This window comes from Streptomyces sp. H51 (genome assembly GCF_035656535.1).
In the GTDB taxonomy this organism is placed as follows: domain Bacteria; phylum Actinomycetota; class Actinomycetes; order Streptomycetales; family Streptomycetaceae; genus Streptomyces.
In genome coordinates this window covers 1-18,948 of the sequence record NZ_JAYMHD010000073.1, presented here as the reverse complement: position 1 = coordinate 18,948, position 18,948 = coordinate 1, and the positions used below count along the sequence as shown (strand labels likewise).

Annotated in this window: 18 protein-coding genes and 3 pseudogenes; 5 read left to right on the top strand and 16 right to left on the bottom strand. The window is 74.3% G+C overall.

The genetic code is table 11. The annotated features are described in order from the left end of the window. The first annotated feature begins 116 nt into the window (after positions 1-116). The 3 genes from VKA29_RS26190 to VKA29_RS26180 all read left to right on the top strand — a co-directional run bounded on the left by VKA29_RS26190 (position 117) and on the right by VKA29_RS26180 (position 3,712). The gene (locus tag VKA29_RS26190) at positions 117-524 is read left to right on the top strand and encodes a YciI family protein (RefSeq protein ID WP_324788443.1); all 408 of its coding nucleotides are present in this window, start codon (positions 117-119) and stop codon (positions 522-524) included. Positions 525-529: 5 nt separating this feature from the next. After that, positions 530-1,675, top strand: a complete 1,146-nt coding sequence (locus VKA29_RS26185) for an RNA polymerase sigma factor (protein WP_324788511.1) — start codon at positions 530-532, stop codon at positions 1,673-1,675. Positions 1,676-1,906: 231 nt separating this feature from the next. Further along, the gene (locus VKA29_RS26180) at positions 1,907-3,712 is read left to right on the top strand and encodes an Ig-like domain repeat protein (RefSeq protein WP_420718569.1); all 1,806 of its coding nucleotides are present in this window, start codon (positions 1,907-1,909) and stop codon (positions 3,710-3,712) included. 117 nt (positions 3,713-3,829) lie between these two features. On the opposite strand, the gene VKA29_RS26175 is transcribed toward VKA29_RS26180, so the two are convergent. The 3 genes and pseudogenes from VKA29_RS26175 to VKA29_RS26165 all read right to left on the bottom strand — a co-directional run. Further along, on the bottom strand, positions 3,830-4,426 hold the full coding sequence (locus tag VKA29_RS26175; RefSeq protein WP_324788441.1) for a hypothetical protein: 597 nt from the start codon (positions 4,424-4,426) through the stop codon (positions 3,830-3,832). A 94-nt stretch (positions 4,427-4,520) separates the two neighbouring features. Beyond that, positions 4,521-5,186, bottom strand: coding sequence for a maltokinase N-terminal cap-like domain-containing protein (locus VKA29_RS26170; RefSeq protein WP_324788440.1), 666 nt, complete (start codon positions 5,184-5,186; stop codon positions 4,521-4,523). A gap of 98 nt (positions 5,187-5,284) precedes the next feature. After that, positions 5,285-5,485 (bottom strand): annotated as a pseudogene (locus VKA29_RS26165) (hypothetical protein); the annotation flags it as partial. On the opposite strand from VKA29_RS26165, the pseudogene VKA29_RS26160 reads away from it, so the two are divergent. After that, a pseudogene (locus VKA29_RS26160) lies at positions 5,474-6,016 on the top strand (LuxR C-terminal-related transcriptional regulator); the annotation flags it as partial. The pseudogenes VKA29_RS26165 and VKA29_RS26160 overlap by 12 nt on opposite strands. Positions 6,017-6,041: 25 nt before the next feature. On the opposite strand, the gene VKA29_RS26155 reads toward VKA29_RS26160, so the two are convergent. From VKA29_RS26155 to VKA29_RS26110, 10 genes are all read right to left on the bottom strand, one after another. Beyond that, positions 6,042-6,785: an SOS response-associated peptidase gene (locus tag VKA29_RS26155; RefSeq protein WP_324788439.1), complete on the bottom strand. Its 744-nt coding sequence runs from the start codon at positions 6,783-6,785 to the stop codon at positions 6,042-6,044. A 177-nt stretch (positions 6,786-6,962) separates the two neighbouring features. Then, positions 6,963-8,405 (bottom strand): aldehyde dehydrogenase, encoded by a 1,443-nt coding sequence (locus VKA29_RS26150; protein WP_324788438.1) that lies wholly within the window; start codon positions 8,403-8,405, stop codon positions 6,963-6,965. Beyond that, complete coding sequence (locus VKA29_RS26145; protein ID WP_324788437.1) at positions 8,398-8,598, bottom strand: 2-hydroxymuconate tautomerase; 201 nt, start codon at positions 8,596-8,598, stop codon at positions 8,398-8,400. Before VKA29_RS26145 ends, VKA29_RS26150 begins: the two co-directional genes overlap by 8 nt. Next, a complete protein-coding gene (locus VKA29_RS26140) occupies positions 8,598-9,407 on the bottom strand; it encodes a 4-oxalocrotonate decarboxylase (protein ID WP_324788436.1) in 810 nt (269 codons plus the stop codon). The genes VKA29_RS26145 and VKA29_RS26140 overlap by 1 nt, the downstream gene beginning before the upstream one ends. Further along, complete coding sequence (gene dmpG / locus VKA29_RS26135) at positions 9,407-10,468, bottom strand: 4-hydroxy-2-oxovalerate aldolase (protein ID WP_324788435.1); 1,062 nt, start codon at positions 10,466-10,468, stop codon at positions 9,407-9,409. The genes VKA29_RS26140 and dmpG overlap by 1 nt, the downstream gene beginning before the upstream one ends. Further along, a complete protein-coding gene (locus VKA29_RS26130) occupies positions 10,465-11,409 on the bottom strand; it encodes an acetaldehyde dehydrogenase (acetylating) (protein WP_324788434.1) in 945 nt (314 codons plus the stop codon). The genes dmpG and VKA29_RS26130 overlap by 4 nt, the downstream gene beginning before the upstream one ends. Further along, the gene (locus VKA29_RS26125; protein ID WP_324788433.1) at positions 11,406-12,200 is read right to left on the bottom strand and encodes a 2-keto-4-pentenoate hydratase; all 795 of its coding nucleotides are present in this window, start codon (positions 12,198-12,200) and stop codon (positions 11,406-11,408) included. Before VKA29_RS26125 ends, VKA29_RS26130 begins: the two co-directional genes overlap by 4 nt. A gap of 147 nt (positions 12,201-12,347) precedes the next feature. Then, positions 12,348-13,298, bottom strand: a complete 951-nt coding sequence (locus VKA29_RS26120; protein ID WP_324788432.1) for a PEP/pyruvate-binding domain-containing protein — start codon at positions 13,296-13,298, stop codon at positions 12,348-12,350. A gap of 334 nt (positions 13,299-13,632) precedes the next feature. Next, positions 13,633-15,369, bottom strand: coding sequence for a PEP-utilizing enzyme (locus tag VKA29_RS26115; RefSeq protein ID WP_324788431.1), 1,737 nt, complete (start codon positions 15,367-15,369; stop codon positions 13,633-13,635). Beyond that, a complete protein-coding gene (locus tag VKA29_RS26110) occupies positions 15,366-16,202 on the bottom strand; it encodes an IclR family transcriptional regulator (protein WP_324788430.1) in 837 nt (278 codons plus the stop codon). Before VKA29_RS26110 ends, VKA29_RS26115 begins: the two co-directional genes overlap by 4 nt. 69 nt (positions 16,203-16,271) lie before the next feature. On the opposite strand from VKA29_RS26110, the gene VKA29_RS26105 reads away from it, so the two are divergent. Beyond that, positions 16,272-17,078: an IclR family transcriptional regulator gene (locus tag VKA29_RS26105; RefSeq protein WP_324788429.1), complete on the top strand. Its 807-nt coding sequence runs from the start codon at positions 16,272-16,274 to the stop codon at positions 17,076-17,078. 203 nt (positions 17,079-17,281) lie between these two features. Here the strand turns inward: VKA29_RS26105 and VKA29_RS26100 are convergent, their stop codons facing one another. From VKA29_RS26100 to VKA29_RS26090, 3 genes and pseudogenes are all read right to left on the bottom strand, one after another. Next, positions 17,282-17,752: a heme-binding protein gene (locus tag VKA29_RS26100; protein WP_324788428.1), complete on the bottom strand. Its 471-nt coding sequence runs from the start codon at positions 17,750-17,752 to the stop codon at positions 17,282-17,284. 5 nt (positions 17,753-17,757) lie between these two features. Then, entirely contained in the window at positions 17,758-18,822 is a 1,065-nt protein-coding gene (locus tag VKA29_RS26095) for an NADH:ubiquinone reductase (Na(+)-transporting) subunit F (protein WP_324788427.1), read from the bottom strand. A 50-nt stretch (positions 18,823-18,872) separates the two neighbouring features. Further along, positions 18,873-18,948: pseudogene (locus tag VKA29_RS26090) on the bottom strand (1-acyl-sn-glycerol-3-phosphate acyltransferase); the annotation flags it as partial.

The window sequence follows — 18,948 nt, the reverse complement described above, 5'->3', positions numbered from 1 at the left end:
AGGTGCGCCGGAAATCCGGGAAAAAATTTCGCGGAGGGATGTCGAGATCGCGGGTGCGGCTGCGTCCCCTGGGTGAACACGGCCACAATGGGCCGTAGCGCACCGAGGAGAACACCATGGCCAAGTACCTGTTGCTCAAGCACTACCGCGGCGCGCCGGCGGCGGTCAACGACGTGCCGATGGACCAGTGGACGCCGGAGGAGGTCTCGGCGCACATCCAGTACATGCAGGACTTCGCGGCCCGCCTGGAAGGCACCGGGGAGTTCGTCGACGGGCAGGCGCTCTCCCCGGAGGGCACCTTCGTCCGCTACGACGGCGAGGGGCGCCCGCCGGTCACCGACGGCCCGTTCGCCGAGACCAAGGACCTGATCGCCGGCTGGATGGTGATCGACGTCGACAGCTACGAGCGGGCGCTGGAGCTGGCCGGCGAGCTGTCCGCGGCTCCCGGCGCGGGCGGGAAGCCGATCCACGAGTGGCTCGAACTGCGTCCGTTCCTGACCGCGCCCGAGACCATCACGGAGTGACCTCGGTGGACGAGGCCCTGCTGCGGACCCTCGCCCCTGCCGTGATCGGCGTCCTCGTCCGCCGCGGAGCCGACTTCGCGGCGGCCGAGGACGCCGTGCAGGAGGCGCTGGTCGAAGCGGTGCGCGTGTGGCCGGACGATCCGCCGCGGGACCACAAGGGCTGGCTGGTCGCCGTGGCCTGGCGGAAGTTCCTGGACGCCGTCCGCGCCGACACCTCCCGGCGGCGGCGCGAGGCGCTCGCCGAGAGCGAGCCGGCGCCCGGACCGGGTGCGGCGCGGGACGACACGCTCCAGCTGTACTTCCTGTGCGCGCACCCCTCCCTGACGCCGGCCTCGGCGGTCGCGCTGACGCTGCGCGCGGTGGGCGGTCTGACCACACGGCAGATCGCCCGGGCCTACCTCGTGCCGGAGGCGACCATGGCCCAGCGCATCAGCAGGGCCAAGCGGACCGTCGCGGGCGTCCGCCTGGATCAGCCGGGTGACGTGGCGACCGTGCTGCGCGTGCTCTACCTGGTCTTCAACGAGGGCTACTCCGGCGACGTCGACCTCGCCGCCGAGGCGATCCGGCTCACCCGCCGGCTCGCGGCCATGACCCGTCACGAGGAGGTGGCGGGCCTGCTCGCGCTCATGCTGCTGCACCACGCACGGCGCCGGGCGCGGACCGGCCCCGGCGGCAGGCTCGTCCCCCTCGCCGAGCAGGACCGCGGGCTGTGGGACACCCGTCTGATCGCCGAAGGCGTCGACGTGCTCCAGGCCGCCCTCGCCCGCGACCGGCTGGGCGAGTTCCAGGCCCAGGCCGCCGTCGCCGCCCTGCACGCCGACGCCCGGGCGGCCGAGGAGACCGACTGGGTGCAGATCGTCGAGTGGTACGACGAACTGGTGCGGCTCACCGAAAACCCGGTGGCCCGCCTCAACCGGGCCGTCGCGGTCGGCGAGGCCGACGGCCCGCGGGCCGGTCTGGCCGCCCTCGCGGACCTCGACCCCGCCCTGCCCCGGCACACCGCCGTCGCGGCGTACCTGCACGAACGCGACGGTGACCTGAGGACCGCGGCGCGGCTCTACGCGGAAGCCGCCCGGGCGGCGCCCAACCTCCCCGAGCGCGACCACCTCACCCGGCAGGCCGCACGGCTCAACGCGCGACTCCGCGACTGACCGGCCGTCCGCGGAGGACGGGCCCCCGGCCCGCGGCCACCGGCATCACTCCCGCGGCCCGCCCGCCCTGCCGGGTCCCGCCGCGCGGCGGGGCGGCGGGGCGGCGGGGCGTGGCACGACGGGGCGGTGCCGGGCCGTGCGGCGGTAGTCCGGGGGCGTCAGGTTCCCCGACGGTCATGACCGGCCGTGCCCGACGGCGCCGCGTGCCCCCTTGATGGCGGATCGGCGCGCATGTTCGATGGCCGCTACAGGTGCATCACGGACCCCGTGAGCACCCGATCCAGCCTGTGGGGGGCCCAATTGAAGAGCGCACACCGTCCCGGACGTCTTGCGGCCGTACTGCTCGCCGCCCAGCTCGCCGGGGCCGGACTGACCCTCGCCGCCGCGCCCGCGGCGCACGCCGCCGCCTCCGACGCGGTGGCCAAGCTGCCCATCACCTCGTACTCGGCGCTCGCGGTCGACTCCGCCCACCAGCGCGTGTACGTCGCCGACAGCAACATGGGCAGCTACTACAACTACGGCGTCATCGCCGTCTACACCTTCCAGGGCGAGCGGATCACCACGATCAGCACCCAGCAGCACGTCTCCGGACTGGCGCTGAGCGACGACGGCTCCACGCTCTACGCCGGTGAACGCGAGAAGATCATGCGGTACGACACCACCACGTACCAGCTCATCGGCGGACTGTACGTCTCCACCGACACCTGCGGCCGCAGCCTCGCCTTCTCCGGCGGCAAGCTGTACTTCACCACTCCGTACACGTCCTCCGCCGCGCAGTGCGACGCGACGCTCACCTACCTGGACTCCTACCTCCCCGACAGCAACACCGCGCCCCGCACCGGCTGGCAGGACTACGGCAAGCTGCAACTGGAGGCCGGGGCGGGCGACCGCATGCTGATGGGGCAGCCGCTCAACGCGCAGGCGGCCGACCCGTTCCTGGCGGTGTACGACGCGAGCGGCCAGACCCTCGTGCGCACCGCCGGTCGGCGCTTCGCCGACGCCGACGGCAAGGGCGCGCTGAACCTGAAGGACATCGCCGTGTCCCCGGACGGCGGCGAGGTCGCCGTCGCCGACGCCTCGGCCGGCACCCGGCTGCTGAACACCGGCGACCTGTCGGACGCGCCCGTCGGCTATCCGGCCCTTCCGTCCGGCGCCACCGCCTCCGCCGTCGCGTTCAGCGGCGACGGCAAGTACCTCGCGCGCGGCGCGGCGGCCACCGGTTCCACGCCCGACCTGCTCGTGCAGCCCGCCGACCCGAACGACTCCACGGCCCCGCTGGAGTTCGCCTTCGAGGGCAGCCTCGACGGCGACCGGGTCGCTCCGCGCGGCCTGGAGTGGTCCGCCGACGGCTCCCGGCTGTTCGCCGTGACCACCAACGCGGCCGGCAACCAGTTCTGGCTGCACGTCATCCAGCCCCCGGCCGTGCAGTACGACGTCCGCTTCACCGACGCCCTCACCCACAGCCCGGCCCAGGCCGTGGCGGGCGAACCGCTCGCCGTGCGCGGCAAGCTCGCGTACGACGGTCCCGCCCCCGCCGAGCCGCTGAAGGTCGCCGCGACCCGGACCGACGCCGACGGCAGCCACGCCCTCGGCACCGCCACCGTCAAGGACGACGGCACCTTCACCGTGCTCGACGAGCCCGGCCTCGTCGGCGACGCCACGTACACCGTCTCCTTCCTCGGTGATCTGACCCACCGCCCCGCCGAGGACGTCACCACCACCGTGTCCGTCGGCAAGGCGCCCACCTCGATCGCGCTGACGGCGCCCGCGGAAGGCTCGCTGAGCACCGGCGTCCGGATCACCGGCACGTTCACCGCACAGGGCAAGGCGCTGCCCGACCGGGCGGTGCTCAAGGTCACGCGGACGGACCGGCTCGGCACGGGTGCCCTGTCCTCGGTGACCGTCGCGGCCGACGGCACGTTCACCGTCGACGACCTGCCGCGCACCCGGGGCGACGCGACCTACACGGTCAGCTGGCCGGGCGACGACCTGCACGAGGGGTCGACGGCGTCGGCGACCGTGTACGTCAAGCGGTAACCCGGTCCCCTCCCCCGCTCCGCCGGACACACCCGGCGGAGCGGGCGAAGGCCGCCGGGCCCGCCGTCACCCGTCCCGCACGAACCGGCGTCTCCGGCACGATCCGGCGGACAGGCCCTACCCCCGGGGAGAAGGCGAGGTGACCTCCGGGAAGCCCAGCCCGTCCAGCAGGGCGTCGAAAAGGTCCTCCACGAACGTCTCGTTCGAGCGCAGGATCTCCTCTGTCCGGTGCTGTCCCGCCCCGGCCCCGACGCCGGCCGCGGCGGCCCAGGCGAGGGCGCCCGCGGCGTCGCCCGCGACCTCCGCGTCCAGCTCCGCCCGCTTGCGCCGCACGGCCTCGTCGAACTCCGGTGTCCCTGCCCACAGGCTCATGTCGTCCAGGTCCTCGGGTTCCTCGGCGAGGAGCGCGGCGACGTTGTCCAGGTTGAGCCATGCCTGCCAGCGCCGCCCGTCGGCGGACAGCCCGGTGACGAGGGCGGTGTCGCTGTCGGAGACCTCGGCGACGCAGGCCGGCGCACCGGTCCAGGCGACCAGGGCAGGCAGCCGGCCGTCCTCCCACACACCATGGTCGATCCGGAGGGTCCGCCAGCCGCCCGGTCGCGGCGCGCACTCCTCCACGAAGTCCCGCAACCGGGCCCGGACGTCGTCGAACACCGGTGCCTGCGGCAGCGGACGCTCGCTCCGGGCGAAGACCACATGTCCCGAGAAGCCCACGGGACCACCCCCTTCATGATGTCGGGCGTCACCTTATGACGGGTCCCTGACATCGCCGGTCCGTCAGGCGACTCGCCGTCAGGGCGACTCGCCGTCAGGCCGGGTACAGCGCCGCGAACATCCCCCGGACACGGGAGCCGTCCGGCGTCCGCCAGGTGCCGGTGACGTGGCCGATCGCTCCGTGCGGGGCGGGCGACGGACCGTCCGGGGCGGGCCGGAGGACCCGGTGCAGGTGGAGGGTCGCGCCGCGCGGGGTGGTCAGGCGGGTGGACTCCTCCGTGTCGGCGGTGGTGAAGGCGGCGAAGTCCGTGGCGGCAGAGGCGGGGCCCTCGCCGGTGCGGGAGACCACGACCTCCCGGTCGACGGCGTCGCTGACGTTCTGGTCCTGGGCCTGCGCCCGCCCCGCGAGCAGGGCCGCCGACCGGGCGACCGCCACGGGGTCGTGGCAGGCGTCGTAGGCCCAGCGCCGCCCCAGCACGCCGTGCTCCATGGTGCCGACGAGGGCGTGCTCCGCCCCGTCGAGCGGGGCGCCCCGATAGGTGAGCGGGACCAGGTAGGAGACCGGGTCGGGGCCGGAGGTGTCGGTGGTCACCAGGAACTCGATGCCGACCTCGCCCTCCGGGTCGTCCAGCCGGAAACCGCCGGCCTTCGCCAGCTCCGGTCCGCCCGCGCCGCCGCGGTACCACGGGCGGGAGGGCAGCCAGGAGGTGAGCAGTTCCAGCTTGGTCGGCTTGAGGACGGTGTGATGGATGACGGCCATGCGGGAGGTTCTCTTCCCTCGATCGGACACGGACACCCGTACTTTCGCATCCGCGTGGCGGGCGGGCGCCGCAATTCCGCCGCCCGGGGCTCCGGGTGTCACACCGCCCGGACCACCTCCGCCGGATCCGCGCGCAGGGCCCGCCGGGTGGGCAGCTCCACGGTCAGGAACGAGGTCGCCGCCATCGTCGCCGCCGTGGCCGGCAGCAGCCAGGCCGGGCCGGCCGGCCACGGGCGGCCGAGGAAGCCCTGGCCGAGGAGGGCGAGGGGCAGGGCGGAGGGGAGCAGGCCATCGACGAGCACCGGCCCGACATCGCCGTGCTCGACGTCCGCATGCCGCCCAGCAACACCGACGAGGGCATCCGCGCCGCCGTCGGGGCCCGGCGCCGCATGCCCGGCCTCGCGGTGCTGGTGCTGTCCGCGTACGTCGAGCAGACCTTCGCCACCGAGCTGCTCACCGGCGGGGTGAGCGGCCTGGGCTACCTGCTGGAGGAGCGGGTCGGCCGGGTGGAGGAGTTCCTCGACGCGCGGCACCGGGTGGCGTCCGGCGGCACGGCGATCGACCCGGAGGTGGCCGTCCAGCTGTTCACCCGCTCCCGTCAGGACCACCGGCTGGAACGGCTCAGCCCGCGCGAGCGGGAGGTCCTCGCGCTGATGGCGGAGGGCCTCGGCAACGGCGCCGTCGCGCGGCGGCTCGTCGTCACCGACGGGGCGGCGCGCAAGCACATCCGCTCCATCTTCGCCGAGCTCGACCTGTCGCCGGCCGACCAGGCGGACCGGCGCGTGGCCGCGGTGCCGCACTGTCTGGACGGCGCCCGCCGCCTGCCCTGAACGGCCGGAGGGCCGCCGGGCCGGGTCAGTCCGCGAGTTCGTCGAGGAGGTGCGGGCCGTTGTTGTGGACGTTGTTGACCGCGGTGGAGACCGGGCGGGCGTTCAGGTGGCCGCCCGCCGGACGGTCCAGCAGGGCCCGCAGCTCGTCGGGGTCCTGGTGGGCGGGGTCGAGCCAGGCGCCGTAGTGGCCGGGGGTGAGGGCGAGCGGCATGCGGGGGTGGACGCGGCCGGCCTCGTCGGTGGCCTCGGTGGTGATGATCGTGCAGGTCATCAGCCAGGCGGCGGAGTCGTCGTCGTGCCCGACGGCCGGGTCGCGCCAGTACTCGTACAGGCCGGCGAGCGCCATCACCTGTCCGTCCTCGGGGTGGATGAAGTAGGGCTGCTTGCGCGGCCTGCCGGTGCGGGGGTCCTCGGCCTGCTCCCACTCGTAGAAGCCGTCGGCGGGCAGCAGGCAGCGGCGGCGGGCGAAGGCGCGGCGGAAGGCGGGTTTCTGGTGCACGGTCTCCATCCGCGCGTTGATCAGGCGGGCGCCGATCCTCACGTCCTCGGCCCAGGACGGCACCAGGCCCCAGCGCAGCGGCCGCAGTTCCCGCTCCGGCGCGGCCGTCCGGTCCGTGTCCCTCGGTGTGCGTTCCAGGACGGCCCACACGTCGTCTGTCGGGGCGACGTTCCAGTTCGGCGCGAGCGTCTCGTCGGCGCGCCAGTCGGTCACCCCGAAGAGCGGGGCCAGTTCCTGCGGGCTGCGAGTGGACACGTATCGACCGCACATGCGGCCACTCTGCCACCGTGACCGGCCCGGTCACCACGCCGCGCCGGGTCCCGCGCCGTGGGGACCGGCCGGCCCGTCCACGGGGGCTCGGAACGGGCTCGTGCCGGCGCGGGCCCGGGCGGCTGCTCTCCCCCGCAGCGTGGAGGCAGCCGCCCGGACGGTCCCCCGGTCCGGCGGTCAGTCCTGGGTGATCTGCATGACGACCGCCTTGGGTTCGGTGAAGAACTCGCGGCTGAAGTTGCCGCCCTCGCGGCCGACGCCGGAGTCGCCGACGCCGCCGAAGGGGGCGCGCAGGTCGCGGACGAAGAAGCAGTTCACCCATACGGTGCCCGCCGTGAGGGCGGCGGAGACCCGGTGCGCGCGGTGCAGGTTCTCGGTGAACAGCATGGCGTTGAGGCCGTAGGGGGTGTCGTTGGCGAGGTGCACCGCCTCCGCCTCGGTGTCGAAGGGGTGGACGACGACCACCGGGCCGAAGATCTCCTCGCAGACGTGCCGGGAGTCCAGCGGCAGGTCGACCAGCACGGTCGGCTTGACCACCCAGCCGTCGCCGAGGCCGCCGGTGAGCATCTTGCCGCCCTGCTCGTCGACCGACTCCACGTAGCCGCGGACCTTCGTGAAGTGCTCCTGTGAGGCGAGCGGGCCGAACTGGGTCGCCTCGTCCTTCGGGTCGCCGATCACCAGCGCCTCGGCGGCGGCGGTGAAGCGGGACAGGAACTCGTCGTAGATCTCCCGCTGCACGTAGAGCCGGCTGCCGGCCAGGCAGACCTGGCCCGCGTTGCGGAAGATCGCCTGGATCGACCAGTCGACCGCGTTGTCCAGGTCGGCGTCGGCGAAGACGATGTTGGCGCCCTTGCCGCCGAGTTCGAGGCTGACCGGGGTGAGGTTGGCGGCCGCGGCGCGGGCGATGACGCGGCCGGTGCCGGACTCGCCGGTGAAGGTGATCCGGTCGACGCGGGGGTCCTCGGTGAGGGCCTGCCCGGCCGAGTCGGGGCCGTAGCCGTGGACCACGTTGAGCACGCCCGGCGGCATCCCGGCCTGGAGGGCCAGCCGGGCCAGCAGGGTGGCGGAGACCGGGGTGTCCTCGGCGGGCTTGAGGACCACGGTGTTGCCCCAGGCCAGGGCCGGGGCGACCTTCCAGGTCTCCAGCATCAGCGGGAAGTTCCACGGCGCGATGGCCGCGACCACGCCCGCCGCCTCGAACCGGGTGTAGCTGTGGTGGCCGGAGTCCATCGGCAGCGTCTCGCCGGTCGACAGGCGCGCGTGGTCGGCGAAGAAGCGGAAGTTCTGCGCCGAGCGGGCCACGTCGTGCCGGGCCTGGACCAGCGGCTTGCCCATGTCGCGGGTGTCGGCCATCGCCAGCTCGTCGGTGTGCTCCTCCATCAGGTCCGCCAGCCGGTGCAGGATCCGGCCCCGCTCGGCGAACCCCATCCGCGGCCACGGCCCCTCGTCGAAGGCGCGGCGCGCCGCGGCCACCGCGCGGCCGGCGTCCGCCGCGCCGCCCAGGGGCACCTCGGCCCAGGCCGCACGGGTCCACGGGTCCACGGTGTCGAAGCGGGCGCCGTCCAGCGACTCCCCCTCCACCCCGTCGATCACGTGCCCGAAGAACTCCTTGTCAGCCATGGGTCGGCTCTCTTTCTGCGATCGTCACGTCTCCTGCGGCGAAGTGCGTCCTGGGTATCTCCCGCACCACCACCCGGACGTTCTGCTTCGGCGCGCCCACCGCCCGCACCACGGCGGCGGTGACTTCGCTGATCAGCGCGCGCACCTGCTCGGGGGTACGGCCCTCGGTGAGGGTGACCTCGACCAGCGGCATCAGCCCTCCCCCTCCCCGGCGGCCGGCCCGCCGTTGAGGAACACCGAGCCGAGGTGGGTGAAGTGGCAGGCGATGCTCGCGCCGGGCGGCGCGAACACCGCGTCGGTCATCCCGCCGGTCAGCACCACCCAGCCGGGCTCGATGGCCAGTCCCCGGCGTCCGAGGTCGTTCGCGGCCAGGGCGAGCGCCTCGGCGGGGTGGCCCTGTACGGCGGCGCCGGTGGCGGAGTCGACGATGCGGCCGTCGACCTCCACCAGGACCGCCTCCATGGCCAGGTCCAGGGAGCGCGGGTCGAGGCCGACCGGTCCGGTGACGTAGGCGCCGGAGGAGGCGTTGTCGGCGACCACGTCCGGCAGGGTGAACCGGAAGTCGCGGTAACGGCTGTCGATGACCTCGGCGCCGCCGAACACCGTACCCACCGCGGACATCGCCTGCGCCGCCGTCACGCCGGGTCCGGCGAGGCGGTCCCTCATCACGAAGACGATCTCCGGCTCCACCCGCGGGTGGATCAGCCGGTGCTGCGGCACGGCCTCACCCGCGGGCAGCACCATGGCGTCGGTCAGCCACGCGGTGAGCGGCGAGTCGACGCCCATCCGCTTCTGCTTGGCGCGACTGGTCAGGCCCAGCTTGACGCCGACCAGCCGCTCGCCGCGGTCCAGCCGACGGCGCAGCGTCTCGTCCTGGATCCGGTAGGCGGTGGCCAGGTCGAGCTCCGGCCACTCGTCGGTGATCGGCGGACGGTCGGTGCGGTCGTCCTCGCAGCCGAGCAGCACCCGTGCGGCCCGGTCGACGTCCCAGGTCGTGGTCATCAGCGCACCCCCTGGGCGGCGAGGTCGCCGAGATCGCGTTCCTCCGCGAGCTGCAGGGCGATGTCGATGATCATGTCCTCCTGGCCGCCGACGTATCCGGCCTGCCCGACCCGCTCCAGGATCTCGTGCGCGGGGACGCCGTAGCGCTCGGCGGCCCGTTCGGCGTGCAGCAGGAACGAGGAGTACACCCCGGCGTGGCCCTGCACGATCGCGGAGCGGTCCATCCACGGCAGCCGGGGGATGACCGGCCTGACCACGTCCTGCGCGGCGGACATCACGCCCTGGACGTCGATGCCGGCGTGGATGCCCATCCGGTCGAAGGTGGCGGCCAGCACCTCGGTCGGCGCGTTGCCCGCGCCGGCGCCGAGGGCGCACAGCGCGCCGTCGATCTGCCGGGCGCCCGCCTGGTAGGCGAGGACGGAGTTGGCGACGCCGAGGGAGAGGTTCTGGTGGCCGTGGAAGCCGACCTGCGCCTGGTCGCCGATCTCGTCGAGCAGCGCCTTCACGCGGGCCTGCGCGTCGGACAGCACCAGCGCGCCGGCGGAGTCGACGACGTAGACGCACTGGGCGCCGGCGTCGACCATGATCCGGGCCTGCCTGGCGAGCTGCTCCGGGCCGATGCGGTGGGACAGCATCAGGAAGCCGACGGTCTCCATGCCGAGGTCCCGGGCCGCGCCGAAGTGCTGCACGGACACGTCCGCCTCGGTGCAGTGGGTGGCGATCCGGGCCACCGACGCGCCCACCGACTGCGCCCGCTTGAGGTGCTCGACGGTGCCCAGGCCGGGCAGCATCAGCACCGCGATCCGGGCCCGCTCGGCCTCGTCCACGGCCGCCGCGATCAGGTCGAACTCGTCCTCCAGGGAGAAGCCGTAGTTGAAGCTGGACCCGCCGAGGCCGTCGCCGTGCGCGACCTCGATGACCTCGACACCGCTGGTGTCCAGCGCGTGCACGATCGCCCGCACCTGGCCCTCGGTGAACTGGTGGCTCATCGCGTGCGAGCCGTCCCGCAGGGTCGAGTCGGTGATGCGCAGGTCGCGCGAGTTCTCGGGTGGGGTGCTCATGCCGTCACTCCTTGCTCGGCGAGGCGGGCGGCGGCCAGCAGTTCGCCCACCCGGGCGGCCGAGGCCGTGATGATGTCGAGGTTTCCGGCGTAGTCGGGCAGGTAGTCGCCGCGCCCGCGGACCTCCAGGAACACCGCGACCCGGGCCATCCCGCGCCACTGGGTCCGCGCCGGGTCGTACTGCGGCTCGGCGCGCAGCGTGTAGCCGGGCACGTACTCCTGAACGGCGGCGACCATGGCGTGGATGGACTCGGAGACCTTGTCCTGCAGCGGACCGGGCTCGGCGGCCTCGGCGGGTATCGCGCAGAACACCGTGTCGCGCATGACCATCGGCGGCTCGACGGGGTTGAGGATGATGATGGCCTTGCCGCGCCCGGCGCCGCCCACCTTCTCGATCGCGGTGGAGGTGGTCTCGGTGAACTCGTCGATGTTGGCGCGGGTGCCGGGCCCGGCGGAGCGGGAGGCGATCGAGGCGACGATCTCGGCGTACTCCACGGGCACCACGGAGGACACCGCGGACACGATCGGTACGGTGGCCTGGCCGCCGCAGGTGATCATGTTGACGTTGGCCGCGTCGAGGTTGAGGTCGAGGTTGACCGGCGGGCAGACGAACGGGCCGACGGCGGCCGGGGTGAGGTCCACGGCGACGATGCCCGCCTCGGCGTAGCGGGGGGCGTTGGCCTTGTGGGCGGAGGCGCTGGTCGCCTCGAAGACGACATCGGGCAGCGGGTCCTGGCGCAGCAGCCAGTCCACGCCCTCGTGGCTGGCCTCCAGGCCCATCCGCCTGGCGCGGGCCAGGCCGTCGGAGGTGGGGTCGACGCCGACCATGAACCGCGGCCGGAGGATGTCGCTGTGCCGCAGCAGCTTGAACATCAGGTCGGTGCCGATGTTGCCGGGGCCGACGATGGCGGCGGTGGCGCGCCGCTTTCCGTCGCCGCTCATGAGTTCTCCTTCGCGAAGCACGCGGTCACCGAGCCGAGGCCGGCGAACGTAGCGGTGAACGAGTCGCCCGGGGACACGGCGACCGCCGCGGTCACCGAGCCGGGCAGGATGACCTGGCCGGGCTGCAGCACGACGCCCCGCGCGCCGAGGGTGTCGGCCAGCCACACCAGCGAGTTCAGGGGGGAGCCGAGCACGGCGCCGCCGGCGCCGGTGGCCACCGGTTCGCCGTTGCGGTGCAGCAGGCAGCCGGACAGCCGCAGATCGACCTGGTGCAGGGGGGTGGGGCGGCTGCCGAGCACCACTCCGCCGGAGGAGGCGTTGTCGGCGATGGTGTCCAGGATGCCGATCTTCCAGTCCCTGATCCGGCTGTCGATGACCTCCAGGGCGGGCAGCACGAAGTCGACGGCCGCGGCCGCCTCCGCCGCCGTGACGCCGGGGCCGCGCAGCGGGCGTTTGAGCACGAACGCGATCTCCGGCTCGACGCGCGGCTGGAGATAGGCGGAGGTGGGGATCGGCTGGTGCTCCAGATGGAACATGTCGTCGAGCAGGTGGCCGTAGTCGGGCTGGTCGACGCCCATCTGACGCTGCATCGCCAGGGAGGTCAGGCCCACCTTGTGTCCCCGGATCCGGGCCCCGGCGGCCTGACGGGCCTGGATCTGGAGCACCTGGATCTCGTAGGAGTCCTCCAGGGTCATGCCGTCGTACGTTTCGCTGAGCGGCTCGACGGGCTTGCGCGAGGCATACGCCTCGGCCAGGAGCCCGGCCGCCTCGGCCCGGGACACCACTTCCACGTGGGACCTTCTTCCAGTTCGGCACTCGGATGCGGCCCGGCGGGCGGGGTGTGCCGCGTCGGTACGCCTGGCAGTGACGCTAGGCAGGTCCGGCGCCGGGCGCCTGTCGTGTTCCTTGGTCCGGAACAGCCGGAAAAGTGGCGTATGTCACAGACCGTCGAGGTAGGCGGCCGGATCCCAGACGGCGTCCTCGCCGCCGTCCGGGGCGGCGCCCGTCACCGGGCGGGCCTGGAGCAGCCACACCCGGCCCTGGGGGTCGAGGGCCCATTCGACGTCGACGGGGTGGCCGAGGACGTCCTCGGCGCGCTGCACGGCTTCGACCACGTGGCGGAGGTCCTGGTCCGACAGCAGGGGACGGCCGGCGCCGCCGTACTCGCGCCGCAGCACGCGCACGCCGGGGCGCGCGACCTCCAGCCGTTCGGGCTCCGGCCCGGCGTCGACGGCGCCGCCGACGCCGGGCGCGGCTTCTACGACCGTCCGGTCCCGGCGCCCGGTCACCGGGTGCATCGAGAAGGCCACTCCGGAGACCCGGGCGGGCACCATCTCCATCACGCCCACGCCCATGGCGAGCGCGTCGACCGGCAGTCCGGCGTGCATCCGGTAGGCGAGGGACCGGTGGGTGAACAGGCTCGCCCAGCAGCCCTGGACCGCGGTCACCACCTCGTCGGGCGACCGCACGCCGAGGAAGCTGTCGAACATGCCGGCGAAGCTGTGGTCGGCGCCGTCCTCGGCCACCGCGGAACTGCGCACGGCGACGGGACCGTGGCAGTGCCTGGCGTGGGCCCGGCCGATCTCGGCGCGCAGCGGCCCCGCGACCGGGGTGTCGCGCACCAGCCGGCGCAGCGCGGCCGAGGCGGCGGCGAGTGCGGCGTGGTCCAGCGGGCCGGGCAGGGCGGCCAGGTGAGCGGGCAGGACGCCGGCCAGACCGGAGTCCGCCAGGTGGCGCCGGAACGCGTGAACGGTGACCGCGAATCCGCCCGGCACCCGCAGCCCGGCCTCCGCCAGCCGCGCCAGACGTGCCAGCTTGACCCCGGTGACGGCGGCGCCGTCGGCTCCGGACAGGTCGCCCGGCGACACCACGAGCCGATGTCCCGTCATCGGGGAACCCTCCTCTCCCGGACCCGCTCCGACGGTGACCTGCCGGCAGGCACGCACGGCCGGGGCGGCGTCGCCGACGCGGACGCGGGCCGACGTGCCGTCGTGCGGGTCGCGGCACGCGCACGGGGCACGGGGGTCCGTCGGACTGCCCGCCGGAGCGTCCGTGGGACTGCCCGCCCGAGTGTCCGTCGGGCTGCTCGTCGGAGCGTCCGTCGGACTGCTCGTCGCACCGCTCGTCGGATTCCCTCTCGTCGCCGCGGCGGCCCGGCGGGCACGGCCGCACACGGCCGGAGCTCCGTCCCCGCCGCGTGTCCGCGCCCGGGTGCCGACGCCCTCATGGCCGCAGCACCCGTACCGTGCCGTGGGTGCCGTCGACCTCCACCTCGTCGCCGTCGCGGATGGCGTGGGTGGCCGAGCCGAGCGCCGTGACGGTGGGCACGCCGTACTCCCGGCCGACGATCGCGGCGTGGGAGAGGATCCCGCCCGAGTCGCACACGCATGCCGCGATCACCGCGAAGGCCGGCGTCCAGTTGGGCGACGTCGACTCGCACACCAGGACGTCCCCCGGCCGCAGCCGGGACAGCCCCTCCGCGTCGGTGAGCACCCGCGCCCTGCCCCGGGCGGTGCCGCGGGCCGCCGGTACGCCGTCGAGCCGGGTGACCGTCCGCGTGGCCGACGCCCGGACGTTGCCGAGGAAGGTGCGGTCGATGCCGAACACCTCGGCCACCACCGGGTCCTGCGGAGCGTCGTCGCTCAGGCTGCCCAGCACCTTCGGCAACGACGCCCGGCGGGCCCGCCACCGCTCGAAGAAGTCCCGCCGCTCCCCCACCAGGCCGCGCACCGCCGCGTACCGGGAGCGTCCCGAGGCGAGGGCGGCCAGCTCCGGCCAGAACAGGAACACGGCGTCGTCGGCACGGTCCGCCCCGGCCCGCGCGGCGGTCTCCAGGGCCGCCCGGCGCAGCGGCAGCGCGATCCGCAGGTCGAGGGAGACGTTGTGGTCGTCCTGCCACTTCGGCAGGTTCGCCGCCCTGCAGGAGGCGAGGGCGGCGTCGAACAGCCGCCGGTCCCGGCCGCCGAGGGAGCCGCGGATCGCGTCGGCGGCGGCGTCCCGCTGCTGACGGGCGCGGGCCAGTTCGGCGTCGAAGTCGTGCTCGGCGGGCAGGTCCAGGAAGGACGCGATCGCTCTGAGGGCCGGGGTGGGGTCCTCCAGCCAGCTGGGCAGGGCCACGTCCGAGGTGCCCTCGGTGCGGTGGCCGTGCGTGTGCAGGAAGTCGCCGAACGCGGTGACCCAGGCGGCCCGCGCGCCGCCGGCCGCGACGAGGCCGGCCAGCACCCGATCCCCGGGCGCGGCGGTGAGCACGGCGGCGGACACGCCCGCGCGCCGGGCGGCCCGCGCCAGCTCGCACAGCGCCCGGTCGGTGTCCATCACCCGGGTCCGCTCGCCCTGCAGCAGCACGCCGACCAGGGCCGGGTCCACGCCCAGGGAGTCGCACAGGCGGCGGAAGGCGACGTGGTTGGCCAGCAGCGGGTACATCACCTCGAAGTGGATCTCGAAGGCGCGGCGGTGGAAGCGCCGGGTCTCGTCGAGGTGGGCGGCCAGGTCCGCCGCGTCCAGCCCGGCCGGGTCGGTCGACCACAGCCGCTGCCACCACTGCTCGACCTCCGCCTCCCGGGCGGCCCAGATCCGCGGGAACTCCTCCAGGAAGCGGTTCAGGGCGGCGCGCAGCCGGTCGGCCCTGGCCCGGCGCTCGAACTCGGAGGCCACCGGGATCGCGGCGGCGTAGGTGTGGGTGCCCACCAGACGCTGGGTGATCCCGCGGCTTCCGGGCAGCGGCAGGCACTCCGCGGCCAGCTGGGAGCCCCAGCCGTAGCCGTCCTGGTTGACCAGCAGACCGAGCGGGGTCAGGCCGCGCGGCCAGTGGAAGTCGAGGAACCACAGGCGGGAGCCGTCCGGCTCGTCGAAGGGGCGGAACGGCTCCACGGCGTACGCCGACTCGGCGTACTCCGGCCGGAAGCCCGGGTAGCACTCCGTACCGGCGATCTCCTCGGGACAGGGCGTGGGCGTGCTCACACCCCCAGACACTGGGCGACCTTGCGGGCGGCGACCGTCACCAGCTGGGCCTGGCGGCCGAGGTCCCTGGCGATCTCGGCGGTCGAGCCGACCAGGGAGATCGCGGCCCGGGACCTGCCCGACCGGTCCCGCACCGGGGCGGCCACCGAGGCGGCGCCGTCCTTGGCCTCGCTGAGGTTGGTGGCGTATCCGGTGCGGCGCACCTGCTCCAGCGCCCGGCCGAACTCGTCGGCGCTGCGGATCGTGCGCTCGGTGCAGGGCGGGAAGCCGGCCGCCGCGCGGGCCGCCGCCAGGCCGGGGTCGAACGCCGCGATCACCTTCCCGGAGCTGGTGGCGTGCAGCGGCCAGCGGCGGCGGACGTGCGCCATCAGCGGGATCGCGCGGATGCTCTCCAGGCGCTCGATCTGGAGCACGTCGACGCCGTCCGGGATCGACAGGTGCACCGTGCAGCCGCTGACCTCGCGCAGCTCCTCCAGCATCGGGAAGGCGGCCTTGCGCAGTTCCAGCCGGCTGTGCGCGATCTGGCCCAGCTCGACCAGGTGCATGCCGAGCCGGTACTGGCGGGTGGCGGGATCCTTCTCGGTCAGTCCCCGCGCGCACAGCGCGCTCAGCAGCCGGTGCGCGGTGCTCTTGGCCACCCCCAGGCGCCGGGCGACATCGCTGACGCCCAGCTCCTCCTCGAGGGCGAAGCACTCCAGTACGTCGAGGGCCGCGCCCACCGACCTCAGCCCGCCGTCCCTCAGCGCGCCGTCGGCGGTTTCCGGCGGTTCCCCCTGGGTCCGCCTCTGCACCGGGATGCGGGCGGACCGAGCCGGATCGGTGATCGCAACCACAGGGGGACCTCCTCATTGAGAGCCTCGCGTGCCTGGACTGTGGCCCAGATCTCGCCAAGAATGCAACTGATGTTTCCCACTGAGCGGGACACTCCCGCACCCTCCGTCCTGGCCCGTGCTGTGTCCGTGCTGGACGCGTTCTCGCCGGACGACGCCGCGGTGACCGTCTCGGAGCTGGGCCGTCGCACGGGGCTGGCCAAGTCGACCGTGCACCGGCTGGCCGTCGAGCTGTGCCGGCTCGGTCTGCTGGAGCAGACGCCGCGCGGGCTGCGGCTGGGGCTGCACCTGTTCGAACTCGGCCAGTTGGTGCCCCGGCGGCGCGATCTGCGGGAGGCGGCGCTGCCGCTGATGGAGGACCTGCGCGAGGTCACCCGCGCGAGGGTGCACCTCGCGGTGCGCGACGGCGTGGAGGTCTTCTACATCGAGATCCTGGGCAGCAAGGCCTACCCCGGCCTGCCCTCCCGGGTCGGCGGCCGGATGCCCGCCCACGCCACCGGGGTGGGCAAGGCGATCATGGCCTTCTCGCCGCCCGAGGTCCCGGCCGAGCGGATCAGGGCGGGGCTGACGCCGTGCAGCCCGTTCACCGTCGTCACCCCGGGGACGCTGCTGCGGGAACTGGAGAACATCCGCAGGACCGGGATCGCCTACGACCGGGAGGAGTCCGGCGTGGGCACGGTCTGCGTCGCGGCGCCCGTCCTGGGCGTGGACGGGCGGGCGCTCGCGGCCCTGTCGGCGACGGGCCGGAGCACCCAGTTGGACATCGAACGGATGGGCCCGGCCGTACGCACCGCCGCGCTGGCCCTGGGCCGCCAGTTGGCGGCCAGGCGCAGCGGCTCGGGCGGCCCGGAACCCACCACCCGCTCGCAGTCCGCCTGACGACCCGGGGCACGCCCGCGCCCGTCCGACGACAGGCACGCGGACGGCCCGTCACCGGCACGTGCACCGCCCGCCCGGCGGGACGGGCGCGGCGCTGCCCGACGGGGGACGCGATGTCCGGCCCGGACGGCGTTCGGGCCGACGGGCGGGACCCGCGCACCGCCGCCCGCCGACAGGCCCGCGCCCCGACGCCGGTCAGGCGGTCAGGCGGTCAGTGCTGCCGCGCCCGCTTCCGCTATCGCCCTGTCCTGTTCCGCGGTGCCGCCGGACACGCCGACCGCGCCGAGCAGGTCGCCGTCCGCGCGGACCGGGACACCGCCGCCGAAGATCACCAGGCGTTCGGTGTGGACGATGCCGTGCAGCAGGGCCGGCTCGCCGGAGATCATGTCGTACCAGCGGTGCGTGGGCAGGCCGTTGAAGGCGGCAACGGTGTACGCCTTGTCCTGCGCGATCCGAGCGGACATCAGCGGCGCGCCGTCCATCCGGCCGAAGGCCAGCGGGTGGCCGGCGCCGTCGGCGACCGCCACGCAGACGGCGACCCGCAGCCGCTCCGCCTCCTCGGCCGCAGCCGCCAGGACCCGCAGCGCCGCCGCGTACGTCAGCGTCGCGGTCCGCCTGACGCCGGGCACGGGGGCATCGGGCGCGGCGGCGTCGGGCACCGGGGTGTCCGGCACGGCGGTCACCTCTTGATCAGGGGGGAGCGGACGGCGGCGCCGCCCGTGCGGTCGCCCTCGTCGAAGAAGTCCTCCCGGTAGATGTCCCGCGGGAACAGCCTCTTGCTCATCAGCGTCTTCAGGGCGGCCTCGACCATGCCGGGCGGACCGCATACGTAGCCGACGTGGCCGCGCAGCGAGGCGTGGTCGGCGGCCAGGACATCGGTGACGAGGCCGTCGGCGAAGCCCTCGGCCGACTCCTCCGACAGACAGGGCCGGTAGCGGAAGCGGTCGGGGTGGGCCTGCTCCAGCGCGCGGAAGAACTCCACGTCGTAGAGCCACTCCCGGGTGCGGGCGCCCTGGTAGAGGGTGAGGTGGCCGTCGTGGGCGCCGTCCTCCAGGGCGTGCAGGATCATCGCCTTCAGCGGGGCCAGGCCGGTCCCGCCGGCGACCATCACCGCGGGTTCCTCGCGCGAGGTGCGCAGCACGAAGCGGCCGTAGGGGCCGGACAGGTCGATCCGGTCGCCGACGGCGAGGGTGCTGAAGATCCAGCCGTCGGTGGCGCGGCCGCCCGGGGTACGGCGGATGTGGAACTCCAGGGTGCGCGGCCGGGACGGCGGGCAGGCGATCGAGTAGGTGCGGTCCACGTCGCCACCGGGCACCGTGAAGCGCAGGTACTGTCCGGGGTTGAAGGCGAGGTCGCGGTCGAGTTCGACGATCAGCCGGCGGGTGTCCAGGGCGATCTCCTCCAGCGCCGTGACCGTGCCGGTGAAGTCGGTCACGGGGTGGACCTCGATGTCCTCGTCCACGTCGACGTCCGCCTCGATCACCACGTCGGAGCGCGGCCGGGCGCAGCAGGTGAGGGCCTTGCCCTCGTCGCGTTCGAAGTCCATCAGGGCGAAGGCGGACGCCTCACCGTGGTCCACCTCTCCGTCGAGCACCTCCGACTTGCAGGTGGCGCACGTGCCGTGGGTGCAGGAGTGGGGCAGCCAGACGCCTGCCCGCAGGCACGCGTCCAGGATGGTCTGGTCCTCGCGGCACTCGACCTCGCGCCCGATCGGTTCCACGGTGATGCGGTGGATCTGGGTCATGCGGCAGCTCCGGGCTGAGTGAGGCCGTGCGCCCGCCTGAACGCGGGCGTGCCGACGCCGGTGAAGAACCAGGCCATCAGCCGGCCCTTGAGCCCCTTGCCGGTGACGTACTCGTCCTTGCCGATG